The sequence below is a fragment of the Halomonas sp. ALS9 genome (genome assembly GCF_001651035.1).
Lineage (GTDB): Bacteria > Pseudomonadota > Gammaproteobacteria > Pseudomonadales > Halomonadaceae > Vreelandella.
The window spans coordinates 192,996-210,877 of the sequence record NZ_LXRG01000233.1; the positions used below are offsets into that span (position 1 = coordinate 192,996).

General features: G+C 55.5%; 16 protein-coding genes. 10 read left to right on the forward strand and 6 right to left on the reverse strand.

Going from position 1 to position 17,882, the window contains the following annotated elements; translation table 11 throughout:
• Positions 1 to 19: 19 nt before the first annotated feature.
• A complete protein-coding gene (gene cobO / locus A6R74_RS21470) occupies positions 20 to 619 on the reverse strand; it encodes a cob(I)yrinic acid a,c-diamide adenosyltransferase (RefSeq protein WP_064236511.1) in 600 nt (199 codons plus the stop codon).
• Positions 620 to 869: 250 nt separating this feature from the next.
• Between cobO and A6R74_RS21475 the strand changes: the two genes are divergently transcribed.
• From A6R74_RS21475 to A6R74_RS21490, 4 genes are all read left to right on the forward strand, one after another.
• Positions 870 to 1,355, forward strand: coding sequence for a YajQ family cyclic di-GMP-binding protein (locus A6R74_RS21475; RefSeq protein ID WP_007114656.1), 486 nt, complete (start codon positions 870 to 872; stop codon positions 1,353 to 1,355).
• A 68-nt stretch (positions 1,356 to 1,423) separates the two neighbouring features.
• The gene (pepN, locus tag A6R74_RS21480) at positions 1,424 to 4,054 is read left to right on the forward strand and encodes an aminopeptidase N (protein WP_064236512.1); all 2,631 of its coding nucleotides are present in this window, start codon (positions 1,424 to 1,426) and stop codon (positions 4,052 to 4,054) included.
• A 44-nt stretch (positions 4,055 to 4,098) separates the two neighbouring features.
• Complete coding sequence (gene yegS / locus A6R74_RS21485; RefSeq protein ID WP_064236513.1) at positions 4,099 to 5,055, forward strand: lipid kinase YegS; 957 nt, start codon at positions 4,099 to 4,101, stop codon at positions 5,053 to 5,055.
• A 44-nt stretch (positions 5,056 to 5,099) separates the two neighbouring features.
• Positions 5,100 to 5,915 (forward strand): hypothetical protein, encoded by an 816-nt coding sequence (locus tag A6R74_RS21490; RefSeq protein ID WP_064236514.1) that lies wholly within the window; start codon positions 5,100 to 5,102, stop codon positions 5,913 to 5,915.
• 69 nt (positions 5,916 to 5,984) lie between these two features.
• Here the strand turns inward: A6R74_RS21490 and A6R74_RS21495 are convergent, their stop codons facing one another.
• A complete protein-coding gene (locus A6R74_RS21495; RefSeq protein ID WP_007114660.1) occupies positions 5,985 to 6,188 on the reverse strand; it encodes a cold-shock protein in 204 nt (67 codons plus the stop codon).
• A gap of 133 nt (positions 6,189 to 6,321) precedes the next feature.
• Between A6R74_RS21495 and A6R74_RS21500 the strand changes: the two genes are divergently transcribed.
• The gene (locus A6R74_RS21500; RefSeq protein WP_064236515.1) at positions 6,322 to 6,978 is read left to right on the forward strand and encodes a LysE family translocator; all 657 of its coding nucleotides are present in this window, start codon (positions 6,322 to 6,324) and stop codon (positions 6,976 to 6,978) included.
• 38 nt (positions 6,979 to 7,016) lie between these two features.
• On the opposite strand, the gene A6R74_RS21505 is transcribed toward A6R74_RS21500, so the two are convergent.
• Positions 7,017 to 8,966, reverse strand: coding sequence for a transglycosylase SLT domain-containing protein (locus A6R74_RS21505; protein WP_064236516.1), 1,950 nt, complete (start codon positions 8,964 to 8,966; stop codon positions 7,017 to 7,019).
• Positions 8,967 to 9,104: 138 nt separating this feature from the next.
• Here A6R74_RS21505 and A6R74_RS21510 point away from each other — a divergent pair, with 138 nt between their 5' ends.
• The 4 genes from A6R74_RS21510 (at position 9,105) to sixA (ending at position 13,220) form a co-directional block, all read left to right on the forward strand.
• Entirely contained in the window at positions 9,105 to 9,437 is a 333-nt protein-coding gene (locus A6R74_RS21510) for a YkvA family protein (RefSeq protein ID WP_064236517.1), read from the forward strand.
• A gap of 134 nt (positions 9,438 to 9,571) precedes the next feature.
• A complete protein-coding gene (gene htpG, locus A6R74_RS21515) occupies positions 9,572 to 11,506 on the forward strand; it encodes a molecular chaperone HtpG (RefSeq protein WP_064236518.1) in 1,935 nt (644 codons plus the stop codon).
• 108 nt (positions 11,507 to 11,614) lie between these two features.
• Positions 11,615 to 12,745 (forward strand): NAD(P)H-dependent glycerol-3-phosphate dehydrogenase, encoded by a 1,131-nt coding sequence (locus A6R74_RS21520; RefSeq protein ID WP_064236619.1) that lies wholly within the window; start codon positions 11,615 to 11,617, stop codon positions 12,743 to 12,745.
• Positions 12,738 to 13,220: a phosphohistidine phosphatase SixA gene (gene sixA / locus A6R74_RS21525; RefSeq protein WP_064236519.1), complete on the forward strand. Its 483-nt coding sequence runs from the start codon at positions 12,738 to 12,740 to the stop codon at positions 13,218 to 13,220. Before A6R74_RS21520 ends, sixA begins: the two co-directional genes overlap by 8 nt.
• A gap of 83 nt (positions 13,221 to 13,303) precedes the next feature.
• Here sixA and gatB read toward each other — a convergent pair whose 3' ends face one another.
• From gatB to gatC, 3 genes are all read right to left on the reverse strand, one after another.
• The gene (gene gatB / locus A6R74_RS21530) at positions 13,304 to 14,758 is read right to left on the reverse strand and encodes an Asp-tRNA(Asn)/Glu-tRNA(Gln) amidotransferase subunit GatB (RefSeq protein ID WP_064236520.1); all 1,455 of its coding nucleotides are present in this window, start codon (positions 14,756 to 14,758) and stop codon (positions 13,304 to 13,306) included.
• A complete protein-coding gene (gene gatA / locus A6R74_RS21535; RefSeq protein WP_064236521.1) occupies positions 14,758 to 16,218 on the reverse strand; it encodes an Asp-tRNA(Asn)/Glu-tRNA(Gln) amidotransferase subunit GatA in 1,461 nt (486 codons plus the stop codon). Before gatA ends, gatB begins: the two co-directional genes overlap by 1 nt.
• A 94-nt stretch (positions 16,219 to 16,312) precedes the next feature.
• Positions 16,313 to 16,600, reverse strand: a complete 288-nt coding sequence (gene gatC / locus A6R74_RS21540; protein ID WP_064236522.1) for an Asp-tRNA(Asn)/Glu-tRNA(Gln) amidotransferase subunit GatC — start codon at positions 16,598 to 16,600, stop codon at positions 16,313 to 16,315.
• Positions 16,601 to 16,830: 230 nt separating this feature from the next.
• Here gatC and A6R74_RS21545 point away from each other — a divergent pair, with 230 nt between their 5' ends.
• Positions 16,831 to 17,868: a rod shape-determining protein gene (locus tag A6R74_RS21545; RefSeq protein ID WP_007114671.1), complete on the forward strand. Its 1,038-nt coding sequence runs from the start codon at positions 16,831 to 16,833 to the stop codon at positions 17,866 to 17,868.
• Positions 17,869 to 17,882 lie beyond the last annotated feature (14 nt).

The following is a 17,882-nucleotide window of genomic DNA, read 5'->3' on the forward strand; positions in this document are numbered from 1 at the left end:
GGTTTGCCCCTTTTGCTAATTAAAAATCGATGCCACGGCGCGCCTGTAGGCCGTTGTTAAAAGCGTGGCGCACCTCCTGCATTTCGGTCACCGTATCGGCCATGGCGACGAGTTCACGGTGAGCGTTGCGGCCAGTAATAATAACCGTCTGTTCTGAAGGGCGATTCTCCAGTGCTTGCTTCACTGTGGCGATGTCCAGATAGCCAAACTTGAGCATATAGGTGATCTCGTCGAGTACTACCAGATAGGTCTCTGGATCGGCCAGCATGCGCTCAGCCTCTTTCCATACCTCTTGGCAGGCGTCGGTATCCGCTTGGCGATTTTGGGTATCCCAGGTGAAACCAGTGGCCATAATCGCCACCTCTAGATTAGCATCCTCCTCCAAACGGTTGCGTTCGCCGCACTCCCATAGCCCCTTAATAAACTGCACCACGCCCACTTTGTAGCCGTAGCCCAAAGCGCGAGTAACCGTGCCCCAGGCGGCCGTCGTTTTGCCTTTTCCGTTACCGGTATTAATAATGATTAGGCCGCGCTGCTCGTTGGCCCCGGCGACTTTCTCCTCTACGCGCGCTTTAAGCTTCTCCATGGAGGCTTTGTGGCGGGTGTCGCGGTCACTCATGGTATCTCCTGGGTAAAAAAGGGTAGGCTGAACAATAGTCAATGCTATAAACCGCTAGCCTAAGCTATCCGCAGCAGGTTTAACATCACCATAGATCTACTTAAAGACAGTTTTTGTACAAATATTTGCCAGCTGTTGTGAATATTTGTCTTAATAATGCCCCCTTAAAACCAACAATAAGCAACAGAATTGGCCCCTGGGGTGCTGGCTGCTCTAGAATAGGGGGTCATGTCTTGTCAGGAATTACATCATGCCCTCATTTGATATTGTCTCAGAGTTCGATAAGCACGAAGGCGCGAACGCCGTTGATCAAGCCAACCGAGAAGTGCAGTCGCGGTTTGATTTTAAAGGCGTCGATGCAAGCTTCACCCTTGAAGGCGACAAAGTGCAGCTCGAAGCGGAAGTTGATTTCCAGCTTAAGCAAATGCTCGATGTGCTGCGTGCACGTCTCATCGCCAGGGGTATCGATGCCCGCTGTATGGATGTGCAAGACCCGGTGCTCTCCGGCGTGAAAGCGCGCCAGGAAGTTGCCCTCAAGGAGGGGCTCGACGCGGCGGAAGCCAAAGATGTGGTCAAGCGCATCAAAGCCAGCAAGCTCAAAGTGCAGGCGCAAATTCAGGGTGAGAAGGTGCGTGTCACGGGTAAAAAACGCGACGACTTACAAGCTGTTATGGCGCTGCTACGCGGTGAAGAGGGGCCGGACTTACCACTTCAGTTCGATAACTTCCGCGACTAGCGGAGGTTACGTTGCCTGCCATCCCGCTTTAATTATGTAATATTCGTTTTATACAGGAGTCACGCACTATGTCTGATCCGCAGCCGGTTTATTTAAGCGACTACCAGCCACCCGCCTACCGGGTAACTCATACCGAGCTGACGTTTGATCTTGACCCCGCCGCGACCCGTGTGAAAGCGCGACTGTTGATGGAGCGACATCCAGAAGCTGACACCAATGCCCCGCTGGTCTTAAATGGCGAGCACCTGAAACTGATCTCCCTGGCGATTGATGAAGTGACGCTGGAAGCCTCGGCATATGCACTGGATGATGAAGGCCTGCGCATTGCTCAGGTGCCCGAGCGGTTTGTATTGGAGAGCGAGGTGGAGATCGCCCCGCAGGAGAACACGGCGTTAGAAGGGCTCTACCAATCCAATGCTATGTACTGCACCCAGTGCGAAGCGGAAGGATTTCGGCGGATTACCTTTTACCCCGACCGCCCGGATGTTATGGCGACCTTTAATGTCACGGTGATCGGTGATCAGCAGCGCGAGCCTATTTTGCTGGCCAACGGTAACCCGATAGGGCGCGGCGAGCTGGACGGCGGTCGTCATTTTGTTACCTGGGAAGACCCACACCCCAAGCCTTGTTACTTATTTGCGCTGGTCGCGGGTAATTTGCATAGCGTAGAGGATCATTTCACCACCATGAGCGGGCGTGTTGTCACGCTGCAGATTTGGGTGGAAAAAGAGAATCTAGATAAAACCGACCATGCCATGGCTTCGTTGAAGCGGGCGATGGAGTGGGACGAGCAGGCGTACGGTCGCGAGTACGATCTGGATCTGTTTATGATCGTGGCCGTTAGTGACTTCAATATGGGGGCGATGGAGAACAAAGGTCTCAATATCTTTAACTCGGCGGCAGTGCTAACCCACCCCCATACGGCCACTGATGCTGCTTTTCAGAGTGTCGAAGGTATCGTTGCCCATGAGTATTTTCATAACTGGTCGGGCAATCGTGTCACCTGCCGCGACTGGTTCCAGCTCTCGCTGAAAGAGGGCTTTACGGTCTTTCGTGACCAGTGCTTTTCGGCGGATACCAATTCCGCGCCGGTTAAGCGCATTCAGGATGTGTCCTTTTTCCGCACTGCCCAGTTTGCCGAAGATGCCGGCCCCACCGCGCATCCGATTCGGCCCGACCACTATATTGAAATTACTAACTTTTACACCCTAACGATTTATGAGAAAGGCGCCGAAGTCGTCCGCATGCTGCGTAATTTGGTGGGGGAAGAGGCGTTTCGGCGCGGCTCAGACCGATACTTTGAGCGCTTTGACGGGCAAGCGGTGACCATCGAAGACTTCGTCGGCTGTATGGCGGAAGTTTCCGGTGAAGATTTTAGTCAGTTTATGCGCTGGTATTCCCAGGCGGGAACGCCGGACATCGATGCCCACGGCGAGTATGACTATGTGCACGGCGAGTACCACTTAACGCTGCGTCAGCGTACGCCTGCAACGCCAGGCCAGACAGATAAGCTGCCGCTGCACATTCCTGTGCGTATGGGCTTAGTGGGTACCAAGTCGGGCCAGGATCTAACCCTAACGCTCAATGGCGAGAAAATAGGCAAAGATGCGGTCATTCATCTGCGTGAAGACGAACAAACGTTTGTGTTTACCGATGTTGCCGAAGCGCCGGTGCCCTCTCTGCTACGCGAGTTCTCCGCGCCGGTGAAGATGCATTATCCTTACTCACGGGAAGATCTCGCCTTCTTGTTGACCCACGACAGCGATGGTTTCAATCGTTGGGATGCGGGCCAGCGGCTGGCACTACTGGCCCTGGAAGACTTGATTGCCGCTCATCGCAATGGGGTTGAAAAGGTCATGGACAGCCGCGTTGTGGATGCCTTTAAAGCATTGCTGAACGGGCCCATGAATGATAAAGCGGTCTTGGCTGAGATGCTGACGCTGCCTTCTGAAGCCTATATCGCTGAGCAGCAGCCTATTGTCGATGTTGATGCCATTCACGCTGCGCGTGAGTTTGTGCGTCAGTCGTTAGCCATGGCGCTGCGCGATGAGTTTGCCGCCATCTACGAAGCCAATATGTCTGAAGAAGCGTACGCGCCGACCCCGGAGCAAATTGCCCAGCGTAGTCTGAAAAACGTGGCGCTCGCTTATCTAATGTCGATCGAGGATGAGCAGGGCTTGGCCTGGTGTGAAGCGCAGTTTGCGGCCGACCACAATATGACCGATGTGCGTCAAGCTCTAACTCAACTAGTGCACAGTGATCGCGATGACCTTGCGTCACCTGCCTTGAAGGCGTTCGGAGAGAAGTGGGCCCATGATCCGCTGGTAATGGATCAATGGTTCACTGTGCAGGTCTCGCGTCCTCAGTCGGATGTGCTTGAGCGGGTCAAGTATCTGATGCAGCACCCCGCCTTCTCGCTCAAAAACCCCAACCGAGTCCGCGCTTTGATAGGGGCCTTTGCTCAGAACAGAGTGAATTTCCACCGTTTGGATGGCCAAGGCTACCAGCTGCTGGCCGATGTGGTCATTGAGCTTAATCGGCTCAACCCAGAGATTGCAGCACGGCTTATTACGCCGCTAACCCGCTGGCAGCGCTTTGATGAAACGCGCCAAGCACTAATGCGGTCTGAGCTTGAACGTATTAAACAACAGCCGCTATCGGCAAATGTTTACGAGGTGGTCGAGAAGGCATTGGCATAAGGTATTGCCATTAAATATGTATCCTAAGGAAAGGAATAACAACAGTGACAGATTCTCAGCAACACTATTTACTTGTTATTAATGGTAAATCCGCCGGTAATCCGGCATTGCGTGAAGCCGTCGATGAACAACGTCAGGCAGGGATGCTGATTACTGTTCGCGCTACCTGGGAAGGGGGCGACGCGGCTGATATTGCTGAGCAATCTGACGCCATGGGGATTACCCATGTGATTGCCTGTGGTGGTGATGGCACCGTCAGTGAGGTCATGAATGGGTTAATGCGCTTGCCCCATGACCGACGACCTGTATTGGGGATTGTGCCCTTAGGCAGTGCCAATGACTTTGCGACCTCGGTCGGCCTGCCACTGGAACCAGGCGAAGCTTTGGCGGCAGCCAGGGGGTTAAGCGCCTATCCTATCGATGTTGTGCGGGTGACCGCAGGTGCCGGCGGTGAATCAGCCACCAGCTACTATATCAATATGACCACCGGTGGGTTTGGCGCTGAAGTGACGTCATCGACCCCGAAAACCTTAAAGCGGTTGCTCGGGGGCGGAGCATACTCGGTGATGGGGGCGCTAAAAGCGTGGCGCCACCGCAGCTACCGCGGCACGCTGCATTGGGACGAGAAAGAGGAAAGCGCATCGCTGTTGCTACTGGCGCTGGGCAATGGTCGCCAATCAGGCGGCGGCCAAGTGCTGGCACCGCGTGCCAAGCTGGATGATGGCCGCCTGGACGTGCTGCTGGTCAAAGACTTCAGCTCGGTAACGGAACTGACCAAACTCATCGGCGAGCTGCAAAGCTTTCCCTATGACGGGCGATTCGTGCGCTATTTCACCACTACCCAATTGACGGTGACCACTCAGCCAAACGAGTCACCTTGGCCACTCACGCTAGATGGTGAGGCGCGCTACTATGATCAGTTCTGCGCGGAAGTAGTGCCTCTTGCACTGCGTGTATTACTGCCCGAGGAGTGCCCGTTGCTTTCCTCCAGTCGACCATGACCCGCTAAGTTTAGATGTTTAACGATACAAAGGAGAAGAATCAAATGGCAAATCGCGTGTGGATACCCGCGCTCGCCGCTGTGGCTCTATTGCTCAGTGCCTGCGGTGACTCCCAGGATGACCCCACCGTGACACCCGATGAGGATTCTGCGGTGATGGATGAAGAAACCGCTCGCGACGAAGGGGCGGGCGAGGAAGAGGCGCCGGACGCCGCTGAAAACGCGGCGCAGATGTCCAGTCCCGAAGAAGTGGAGGATGATATTGAAGCACGCCAGGCCGCTGAAGAGCTTGAGCGAGCGGATGCATTACGCGAGGGCGACACCCAGTCTAATGGTGCCGCGTCTAGTGACAGTGCCACGGCAGGTAGCGAGGAGGTTGAAGCCGGAGAAGATACGCTGGCGGCTAATCCTGAGGACGTGCTCGATGAAGAAGGTGCTATGCCGGGTGAAGCTACACGTTCTGATGTGGATGAGATCATTGCCGAAACTGAGCGTCGTTTCGAAGAGGCTGAGCAGCGTTTAGAAGAGCAGTTTCAGGAGGTGGAGCAGCAGGCGCCATCACTAGAGCCGATGGAAAGTGAGGATGTCTCGCCAAGTTGGGACACTGAAAGCAGTTTGCCAGAGCGGACGCCGTTGCAAGATGATCGTGAATCAACCGATGTTGACGCTTTGATTGAAGATACCGAACGCCGCTTTGAAGAAGCACAGCAGCGGCTTGAAGAGCAGTATCAAGAGTTGGAAAATCGCGGGGCTGAGAGTGGCGCGGTAGTCGAGCCGTCAGGCGAGCTTGGCAGAGGCGTTGAGAGCAATGAGCCTAGTCAGGAATCCAATGCGAGTGATGAGTCGCGGAGTGAGGAATGACGCTTGAGCGATTACCGTTAGGCAATAAAAAAGGCCCGCAAGCGCGGGCCTTTGTACATCCGTTAGCAATTAAGCTGGGCGGATGTTGGAAGCCTGAAGGCCTTTTTTACCCTGAGTCACTTCAAAGCTGACTTTTTGACCATCTTGCAGGGTCTTGAAGCCTTCAGCTTGAATTTCGGAGAAGTGGGCGAACAGATCGTCTCCGCCGTCATCAGGAGAGATGAAGCCGAAGCCTTTAGTATCGTTAAACCACTTAACAGTGCCAGTTGCCATTTTCTATTTCCTTAACGTGCTTAGTAATCACGGGCAACTCAATTGTCCACCCGCTACAATTACTCTAGATGCAAACGCGGCTGTCGTCCAGCGACATTCCTAAGATTTTTTATTTCGTTGCGAGTAAGTACCCATGATGCAGTTAGGTTTTATCGATACACAATTTATTTCCTTTCTGGTAGCGATCACGCTGTTAACGATTAGCCCTGGTGTTGACACTTTGTTGGTAATTCGGAATACGGCGCGTGGAGGGATTAGGGATGGCGTTACCACCAGCCTTGCTATCTGCTGCGGCCTATTTGTACATGCTACGATTTCAGCGTTGGGCATCTCGCTGATCTTGCTGCAATCGGCCTGGGCATTTCATATGCTGAAACTGGTGGGGGCGGGCTATCTCATTTGGTTGGGAATCACCAGTTTGCTGGCAGCGCGTCGAGGGCAGCCGCTGCCGGTTAATGGCGTGCTAGCAGGTACGCCTGCTGTTTCACGCTGGCAGCCGGTCAAAGAAGGCTTTTTATCCAATGTATTGAATCCTAAAACCGTGGTGTTCTACATGGCTTTTTTACCCCAGTTTATAGCGCCCGGCGACCCTGCGTTACTGAAGTCGCTATGGCTGGCAGGGGTGCACTTTATCATCGCCAATATATGGCAAATCGGGGTAGTGCTAATGGTGGGGAGTGCTGGTAAGTGGCTGGCCAGTGCGCGCTTTGCGCAAACGCTAAACGCCGCTACGGGTGCGGTGTTGGTGGTGTTTGGTATTCGGCTGGCATTAACACAGCGCCCGGTTTAAACCGGGCGCTGACGTCAATCTAAACAAGAGAATGCAGCTTAGCGGCGGGCAAGTAGCGCCCGGTCGTAGCGCACTTGTTGTTCGTTATCGCTTAGCAGTGAAACGCCTTCGCTGCTGCCGCCGTTGGCAAGGCTTTCAAAAATCACTCGATAGCTAAGCACTGCCTGGACGTAGTCGCGGGTCTCGCGGAAGGGGATGCTCTCCACAAACAGATCAAAGGCCTCTACGCCATCGCCAAGCCACTGGTCGACGCGGCCAGGGCCAGCATTATAAGCTGCAGCGGCGGCCAGGCGATTACCCTGATAGCGCTGCAGCTTATCGCGCAGGTAGGTGCTGCCCAGGCGGATATTCAGTTCTGGGTCTAGCACGCCATAGGGGCCAGGGTCGCTAATGCCTAGTTCGCGGCTGACTTGGCTGGCGGTGCCGGGCATCAATTGCATAAGCCCGCGGGCTCCTGCGGGTGAAAGGGCGTTGGGGTTGTAAGCGCTTTCGCGCCGGGTAATTGCCATCAACAAGTAAGGGTCAACGCCCGTCATGCGGCCCCAATGTTGAAAGCTGTCGTGGTAGGCCTGGGGGAAGCGCCAATCCAAGGCGTCCCACATTTCGGCGGCTATGGTGGTCTGCACTAAGCGTGCATGCCACTGCTGCTGAGCGGCGTAGTCGGCTAGTGCGCGCGCCTGCTGGGGAGAGCCGCTTTGTACCGCATTTAACCACTCGCTGTTGGCCAGCCCATCTTCGCCAATGCGTAGCAAAGCCTCGGTGCGCTGCACGGCGGGGAGTTGGGCAATACGTTGGCGCGACGCTTCGTCAAAATGGTTGCGCTCAAGATTCAACTGATAGGATTGGCCAAGTCTTTCTGCTGCCGCAAAGCCGTAAAAACTGCGATCTAAAGCGGCTTGCTGGTAACGCGCTTCGGCGGCTGTCTGGTTGCCAAGCTGCCCATTGGCGCGGCCCAGCCAATACTGCCAACGGCTATTTTCTTGCTGGATAGCGGGCATTTCAGCAATCCAGTGGATAACCCCATTCCAGTCACGGTTAGCCAGCGCACGGCGAACACGCAGCTCTAACACCCGCTCGCTGTCAAACGTGGGTAACACCCCGTCGACCCAGCTAAGCGTGCCGGGGACATCCCGTACTAGCGCGTAGAAGGCCAGTTCCTCTTCGATGGCTGCACGGTCACTGGGGAGCAGATTTAAGCGCGACGAGAGCGTCTGCCAGGCGGCAAAGGCTGCCGGTGTGTCTTCACGGGTATAGCGCTGCATGGCGGCCCGGTAGAAGCTTGCTGTCGCGGCACACTCTGGGCCCAGGCAAGAGGGCGCCTGAGTGATCGCGCTGCTGCGCGCGGCAACACTATCCATTGTGTCCAATGCGGTTTGCCACTGGCCGCTTAACAGCCCTCCAAGATAGCTTGAGAGGCTTGTTTCGCCTGCCTGCCAAGCGAGCATCTTGCGCTCCCAAATAGCCGTGGCGTCGATAGTGCCGTTAGCCCGCAGGCGTTCAAATAGCGGATCGCAGGCATCCGGCTGGGAACTGCCGACGCGCCATAAGTCGAGCCCTGCTTCGCTTGCCACCTGGGGTTGGCTAGCGAGTAGCGCGGTGTAGTAGTGGCACTGGCGAGCGGTACCCGCTGGTTCGCCGTCGGCCACCGCGAGCAGGTCGCTATAGCGACCCGCATGACCATACTTGGCAATCGCTTGACCACGAATCCACCCTGCTAGCGGAGAGTCAGCGTATTGATCAATAAATTGCTGCACTCGGTCAGGGGAAACATGCGGCAGTTGTCCCCTTATGCGGTGGTATTCCACGTAGCCCCGCAGCGGGTGGTCTTCAATGGCGCGTTCATCTACCCGCGCCCACTGTTGTTCCCTTGCGGCAGCTAGGGCATCACGTAGCTCACTGTCTGAAGCGCCCCAGGAAAGTGCGGGTAACCCCGCCAGCAATGCGGTACATAGCACGCGGGCGGTATGGCGAAATGGCGAAACCAACATGGTGCTCTCTCTCTATCAATCGGTGTCACTTTATCTGGGCTTGGGTGCTGCCCGCCTAGTTTGCTGAGCAGCCGCTATACTGAACGAATACCCGCAGTCATGATCTGACCGCCCAGATACTTAAAGGATCTAATTACGATGGCTCCATTATCCACTTGGTGGTTCTTACGTCGACTCAAATCCCGTGTTTGGGCGACAAAACGCATTGTGCGTGCGTTAAAACTGTTTATACCCATGACCCGCGACGTGATGCGCGGCGACTTTCGGCCTATTCCCTGGTCAGCTTTTGGCATGATGGCATTAGCGCTGGGTTATTTGGTAATGCCGTTTGATCTGATCCCCGATTTTTTGATGCTCATCGGTGTAGTGGACGACGTACTGATTGTCGGCTGGCTGCTCAATCGTATCGATCAACGTCTGGAAGGCTATCGGGCCTGGAAATATAGCGATCCCGATATGACGCCTTCTTAATGCTGACGACTTGTTAACCCCCGCGCTTGAAAAATCTCTGCTTAGCCCCATATCAAGTTCACGAAACTACTTTAAGCCCCTGCATGCGTCACGCAGGGGTACATGACTCAACGTGATTGATAAGGGCTAAGCGCATGACAACTGCTACCCACGAACAAGCGACTGATAAATCGGCTAACCACGAAGAAACGCTAGGCTTTCAAACCGAAGTTAAGCAGCTGTTGAATTTGATGATTCACTCCCTGTACTCCAACCGGGAGATATTCTTACGCGAGCTTATTTCAAACGCGGCGGATGCCTGCGACAAGCTGCGCTACGCGGCGCTTGATAACGATGCGCTCTACGAAGGCGATAGCGAACTGCGTATCGAAATCGAGCATGACCGTGAGGCCAATACGATCACTTTACGTGATAACGGTGTCGGTATGAACCGTGAAGACGTGATCGCCAACTTGGGCACCATCGCGCGCTCCGGTACTGCCGAATTTCTCAAGCAGCTTTCCGGCGAGCAGCAAAAAGATGCCAAGCTGATCGGCCAGTTCGGCGTAGGCTTCTACTCAGGCTTTATTGTTGCTGATGAAATTTCCGTGCGTACCCGCAAAGCGGGCACGGACGCCGCTGAGGGCGTTGAGTGGCGCTCAAAAGGGGAGGGTGAATTTACCGTTGCTGATATCGAACGTGCTCAGCACGGCACCGAAATCACTTTGCACCTGAAAGAGGACGCCAAAGAGTTTGCCGACGACTATCGTCTGCAGAGCTTGGTGCGCAAGTACTCAGATCATATCGAAGTGCCTGTTCGTATGCCGAAAACCGAAACGGCAAAAGATGACGAAGGCAGTCCCATCGAAGGTAGTGAAGTAACCACCTGGGAAACCGTTAACGAGGCAACAGCGCTTTGGTCGCGCCCGAAAGGCGAGGTTTCCGACGATGAGTACAAGGCGTTCTATAAACACGTTGCTCACGATTTTTCAGACCCGCTGACCTGGAGTCACAACAAGGTTGAAGGCAAGCTTGAGTACACCAGCCTGCTTTATGTACCGGGTCGTGCGCCCTTTGATATGTTTGACCGCGACGGCGCCCGGGGCGTTAAGCTCTACGTGCAGCGCGTGTTTATTATGGACGACGCTGAACAGTTCCTGCCGCTCTATCTGCGCTTTGTAAAAGGCGTGCTGGATACCCGTGAGCTATCGCTGAACGTCTCCCGCGAACTGCTCCAGCAAGATCCCAACGTCGATAAGATCAAAGCGGCGCTCACCAAGCGCGGCTTGGATATGCTGAAAAAGCTCGCCAAGGATAAAGAGCAGTACCAAACCTTCTGGAATACTTTCGGCAGCGTTCTCAAAGAGGGGCCGGGAGAGGATCCATCCAACCGCGAAAAAATTGCTGGCTTGCTGCGCTTTGCCTCAACCCACAGCGATACGGCTACCCAGGAACATGCGCTGGCAGACTACGTTGAGCGCATGAAAGAGGGTCAGCAAAAGATTTACTACGTAGTGGCGGATAGCTTCAATGCGGCCAAAAATAGCCCGCACTTAGAAATCTTCCGCAAAAAAGGTATCGAAGTACTGCTGTTATCTGACCGTATCGATGACTGGCTGATGAGCCATCTCACCGAATTCGACGGCAAAACCTTTGCCGATGTGGCTAAAGGTGAGCTGGATCTTGGTGATGTAGAAGACGAAGAAGAGAAAAAAGCCCAGGAAGAGACCGCTAAAGCCAAAGAAGATCTGGTCAAGCGCGTTAAAGAAGCACTGGGTGACAGTGTTCAAGAAGTCAAAGTGACTCACCGCCTCACCGATTCACCGGCCTGCGTGGTGTTGCCCGAGCATGAGATGGGCTACCAGATGCGCCGCATTATGGAAGCCGCTGGGCAACCGCTGCCAGAGGTGAAGCCGATCCTTGAGCTGAACCCCAGCCATGCGCTGGTAGCGCGCTTGGAAGGAGCTGAAGGCGATCTGTTTACCCAGCTAGCCTACATTCTGCTGGATCAAGCGATCATCGCTGAGGGCGGCCATTTGGATGACCCAGCCGCCTACGTCAAGCGCCTGAATAGCGTTCTAACGGCGTAATAAAATACCCTGCGTTAACGAACGACGGCCCGCTGGTTACCCCAGCGGGCCGTCTGTTTTGATAGAGTAGGGTTTACGTTCTACAAGACTTCTTAGGACACTATTATGATGGCTGAGCAGCAAACCAATGTCCCAGTGCCAACCAATGTAGCGGTGCTGGGGGGCGGTAGTTTTGGCACGGCGCTGGCGAGTATTGCCGCTGACAATGGCGCCCAGGTTCGCCAGTGGATGCGTGATGAAGCGCTGGTCACGCAAATCAACCAAGAGCACCGTAACGGGCGCTATTTACCCCATTACGCTATGAATCCGGCCGTCGAAGCCTCAACTGATCTCCAAGCTGTGTTGGCTGACGCCGAGCTAGTGCTGATCGCGATTCCCTCCAAAGCTTTTCGCAGCGTTGTGCAAGCGGCGAAAGCGTGGCTGAGGCCTGAGCAGATCTTGGTCAGCACGACCAAGGGGATTGAGCAGGAAGGTTTTCTGCTGATGAGCCAAGTGCTTGAGCAAGAGACGGGCTTTAGTCATATTGGTGTGATTGCTGGCCCCAATCTAGCCTCTGAAATTGCCGATAAGCAGCTAACCGCCACAGTGATTGCCAGCGCAGATCCGTTAACCCGCACTCGGGTTCAGCAGGCTCTGGGCTGCCGTTATTTTCGTGTTTACGCCAGCGATGACCGCCATGGTGTTGAGTTGGGCGGTGCGCTGAAAAATATTTATGCCATTGCCGCCGGCATGGCGGCGGCGCTGGGTATGGGCGAAAACACCCGCAGTATGTTAATGACTCGCGCTTTAGCGGAAATGAGCCGCTTTGCCGTCGCCCAGGGGGCTAACCCGATGACGTTTTTAGGTCTGGCGGGGGTGGGGGATTTAATTGTTACCTGCTCGTCTAACCTATCGCGCAACTACCGCGTCGGCTATGCCATGGGCGAAGGGCGTACGCTGGAGGAGGCCGTAGATGCGCTTGGTCAAGTCGCAGAAGGGGTGAATACCGTTAAGCTGGTATGCGCTAAAGCGAGCGAAATGGGTGTTTATATGCCGCTCGCTGAAGGCCTTAATCACGTGCTATTTGATGGTGTGCCAGCTCAGGATATGGCGCGCACCCTAATGATGGGGGAGCAGAGTAGCGATGTAGAGTTTATTCTGCCCCGTGAAGCCGTTCAGCAGGCCCATCGAGACCAATCTCATCACAACCAGGCTTCTAAGGAACAGGTTTCTAAGAACCATGGAGGCAGGAATGGCTGATATGCTGATTATGCGCCACGGCGAGGCCGCGCCGGGGTATCCTGATCAAGCGCGCCGATTGACGCCCCATGGTGAGCAGGAGGCTGAGAAAATGGCGTGTTGGTTGGCCGAGCGTGTGTCCGCGGGCGAGCTGTTTGTGCCGAGGGTTTATGCCAGCCCTTATGCCCGCGCGCAGCAGACCGCGCAAATAATCAGTGATGCGCTGGGAGTGTCGCTTCAAACGTTGAATTTTATTACCCCGGACGATCCCCCTAGTGCGGTAAGTGGCTGGCTACTTGAGCAGCCTGAGGGCACGCCAATCATGCTGGTCAGCCATATGCCGCTGGTGGGAGAGTTGGCGGGGCTGTTGGTAGAAGGCAGCCCGGCGCAAGGGGTTGGTTTCCCTACCGCCGCCATCGCCGAGTTTGAGGCTGAGGTATGGGCGGCGGGATGTGCTCAGCTAACGCGCTTTACCCAGCCCAGCCAGTTGCCCTAGTTCAGATTTGTGCCATTAATTAAAAACGGCTGCCCAGGGCAGCCGCTATGAACTAGTAAGCTTCAGATCCGAATCGCCCCCTGTTACAACAGCGCGTCGAGCTTCTCTTTTAGCAAGCCGTTGACCTGCTGAGGGTTGGCGGTGCCGCGCGATGCTTTCATCACTTGGCCGACGAAGTAGCCGATCATCTTGCCGCGTTTTTCCGGCTCCGAGTCGCGGTATTGAGCGACCTGGGCGGGGCTGTCGGCGATTACCTGATTGATCATTGCTTCGATAGCGCCGGTGTCGGTCACCTGCTTGAGGCCTTTCGCTTCGATCACCTCATCAGCACTTTCGCCCTGGCCATTCCACAGCGCTTGGAAAACCTCTTTAGCGGCTTTGCCGTTAATGGTGTTATCCAGCACGCGGCTGATCAGTTCGCCTAGCTGGCGGGCAGAGATCGGGCTATTGGCAATGCTTAGGCTTTCGCGGTTAAGTGCCCCGGAGAGCTCACCCTGCACCCAGTTAGCCGCCTGTTTGGCATCGCCACATTCGCTATGCACGGCTTCAAAAAATTCGGCCATATCGCGGCTGGCGGAGATGACGTTGGCGTCATAAGCGGACAGCCCCAGTTCGTTCTGGAAGCGCTCGCGCTTATCCGCCGGTAGCTCGGGCAGTTGCCCGCGCAGGTGATCCAGGTAGGCTTGATCCAGCACCACCGGCAGCAGGTCGGGGCAGGGGAAGTAACGGTAGTCGTTGGCCTCCTCCTTGGTGCGCATGCTGCGGGTTTCATCGCGGTCTGGGTCGAACAGGCGGGTTTCCTGAACCACGCTGCCGCCATCTTCAATCAGCTCAATCTGGCGCTCCACCTCGAATGCAATCGCACGTTCGACAAAGCGGAAGGAGTTAACGTTTTTAATCTCAGCGCGGGTACCAAAAGCTTCCTGGCCTTTGGGGCGAACCGAGACGTTAACGTCGCAACGCATTGAGCCTTCCGCCATATTGCCGTCGGAAATGCCCAGGTAAGTAACGATGGAGTGAATCGCCTTGAGATACGCTGCGGCTTCTTTGGCATTGCGCATATCCGGCTCGGAGACGATTTCCAGCAGCGGCGTGCCCGCTCGGTTCAAGTCAATACCGGTCATGCCATGAAAATCTTCATGCAGTGATTTACCGGCATCCTCTTCGAGATGGGCATGGTGAATGCGAATACGCTTGGAGCTGCCATCTTCCAGGGTAATCTCAACGTCGCCAGGGCCGACGATGGGGTGGTACATCTGGCTGGTCTGATAGCCCTTGGGCAGGTCGGGGTAGAAGTAGTTTTTACGGTCAAACACCGACACTTCAGCGATGTCTGCATGCACTGCCAGGCCAAACTGCACGGCCATGGCCACGGCTTGCTCGTTAAGCACCGGCAGTACGCCGGGTAGGCCTAAGTCTACCGCACACGCTTGGGTATTTGGCTCAGCGCCAAACGCCGTAGAGGCGCCGGAGAAGATTTTAGAGCGCGTTGCGAGCTGAACGTGGACTTCAAGCCCAATCACGGTTTCCCATTGCATTAGGCGTACTCCTCGGCAAAGGCAGGACGTTGTAAGTGCCAGTCGGTCGCTTGCTGAAACTGGTGGGCGACGTTAAGCAACTGCGCTTCGGCAAAATGGGTGCCCAGAATCTGCAGACCCACCGGGCGGCCACCGACAAAACCTGCGGGTACGCTAATGCCGGGGATGCCAGCCAGGTTAACCGCAATGGTGTAAATATCCTGCAGGTACATCGACACCGGATCTTTTTTAGCGCCCAGGTCGAAGGCTGGCGTAGGCGAGGCGGGGCCCATCAGCACATCGACGTCTTCAAAGGCGTCCAGGAAGTCCTGACGAATCAAACGGCGCACCTGTTGGGCTTTGGTGTAGTAGGCGTCAAAGAAGCCTTCAGAAAGCGTGTGAGTGCCGATGAGGATGCGTCGCTTGACCTCTTCGCCAAAGCCTTCCTCTCGCGAACGCTTGTACAGATCAATCAGATCGCTGGGGTTGTCGCAGCGGTGACCAAAGCGCACGCCGTCGTAGCGGGAGAGATTCGAAGAAGCCTCCGCAGGGGCGATCACGTAGTAGGCCGGAATCGCATAATGGGTATGCGGCAGGCTGACTTCGCGCACCGTGGCGCCTAGGGATTCGTAAACTTTCACCGCCTCGCGGACGGCATTTTCGACCTCCGGGTCTAAACCATCGCCAAAGTATTCTTTCGGTAGGCCGATTTTAAGTCCCGAGAGGGGGGCGTTAAGGCTCTCTACGTAGTCGGGTACGCCGCGGGCAACACTGGTGGAGTCACGGCCGTCATGACCCGCAATCACACCCAGCAGGTGGGCGCAATCTTCGGCACTGCGCGCCAGCGGGCCTGCCTGATCAAGGCTCGAGGCGTAGGCAATGATGCCAAAGCGCGATACGCGGCCATAGGTGGGCTTTAAGCCGGTGATGCCGCAAAACGCTGCCGGTTGGCGAATAGAACCGCCGGTATCGGTACCCATGGCGGCGGGCACTAGGCCTGCTGCGACCGCTGCAGCACTGCCGCCAGAACTACCGCCGGGCACAGCCGTTAAGTCCCAAGGGTTCTTCACCGGGCCGTAGTAGCTGCTTTCGTTGGAGGAGCCCATGGCGAACTCATCCATGTTGGTTTTACCCAGACTAATCGTGCCCGCCGCGTTGAGTTTTTCAACAACGGTGGCGTTATAGGGGGCAATAAAATTATCCAGCATTTTCGAGCCGCAGCTGGTTTTTACACCTTGAGTGCAAAAAATATCTTTCAGTGCCAAAGGTATGCCCGCTAGAGGCCCGGCTTTGCCAGCTGCTCTGGCGTTGTCGGCGACTTCAGCCTGCTTCAGCGCCTGCTCAGCGGTCACGCTGATAAAACTGTTCAGTTTGCCGTCAGCCTTGTCGATGCGCTGTAAATAGTGAGCGGTTAGCTCGCGGCTGGAAAACTCGCCGCTTTTCAAGGCGGCAGCGAGTTGCGTTAAGGTTTTCTCATGCATGTCCCAGAAGCTCCGTTCAGGGGAGAAAAAAAGAGGCAATAGTGGTGGCTGCCAATGCTCGTGTGCCGTTACTCAGCGTGTTTATGCACTAAGTTTATTCAACGACGCGGGGCACCAGATACAGGCCATTTTCCACTGCCGGAGCACAGCGCTGAAAGGTTTCGCGCTGGTTAGTTTCGGTTACTTCATCGGCGCGCAGTCGCTGGGTCGCATCGAGCGGATGGGCGAGCGGCATAACGCCTTCAGTATCAAGGCTTTGTAGCTGGTCGACCATGTCCAGAATCCGGCTTAGGTCGTCGACAAAGCCGCTGGCTTGGTCATCGCTGACGGCGAGTCGGGCCAAGTGAGCGGCCCGGCGCACATGAGATTCTTCAAGCGCCATGATCGATATTTCCTTGTCAATGTGATGGAACATAATCCGCTTTAGGCGGTATACATACCGATATCAAAAAATACGTCTTGTGTCGCAGACGTGGAAAATAGCCGCAAAAGGTACCACATCTTGGCCTCAACGGGCAGTCTTAGGCGCGACTCGTGCTTGCTGCCAAGGGGTTGCGGTGATACCGTTTGCATCCGCACAGGGTTCCCGGTCTGCACTAGGTAACAACATCCATGTTTAAACGTTTGAGGGGGCTGTTTTCCAGCGATCTATCGATCGACTTGGGTACGGCCAACACACTGATTTATGTACGCGGTCGCGGTATCGTGCTCGATGAGCCATCCGTGGTTGCTATCCGCCAGTCTGGCAATATGCGCAGCGTCGCGGCAGTCGGTACCGATGCCAAGCGAATGCTGGGGCGCACGCCGGGTAATATTACCGCGATTCGGCCGATGAAAGATGGCGTTATTGCCGACTTCACCGTCACCGAGCAGATGCTCCAGCATTTTATTCGCAAAGTTCACCAAAGCACCTTCTTAACCCCCAGCCCGCGTGTGCTGGTGTGTGTTCCTTGCATGTCAACGCAAGTAGAGCGCCGGGCAATTCGTGAGTCAGCAGAAGGTGCCGGTGCCCGCGAGGTGTTCTTGATTGAAGAACCCATGGCGGCGGCGATTGGCGCAGGCCTTCCGGTTGATGAAGCGCAGGGGTCGATGGTGGTGGATATCGGTGGTGGTACCACTGAAATCGCGATTATTTCACTCAATGGCGTGGTCTACTCCGAATCCATTCGGGTGGGTGGCGACCGCTTTGATGAGGCCATCACAGCCTACGTGCGTCGGCACTACGGCAGCCTGATTGGTGAGGCGACAGCTGAGCGCATCAAAGAGGAAATAGGTTGCGCTTACCCCGGCGGCGAACTACGCGAAATTGATGTGCGTGGTCGTAATCTAGCCGAAGGTATCCCGCGCAGCTTTACGCTTAATTCCCACGAAACCCTGGAAGCGTTGCAAGAAACCCTGGGTTCTATCGTGGCCGCCATTAAGAGCGCCCTTGAGCAGTCACCGCCTGAATTGGCGTCTGATATTGCCGAGCGAGGCTTGGTGTTAACGGGCGGTGGTGCGCTGTTACGCGATCTGGACAAGCTTATCGCTGAAGAGACGGGGCTACCGGTGATCGTTGCCGAAGATCCGTTGACCTGCGTTGCTCGCGGTGGTGGCAAAGCGCTGGAAATGATTGATCAGCACACTTTTGAGTTGCTGTCGAGCGACTAATCGCAGCGGTTAAT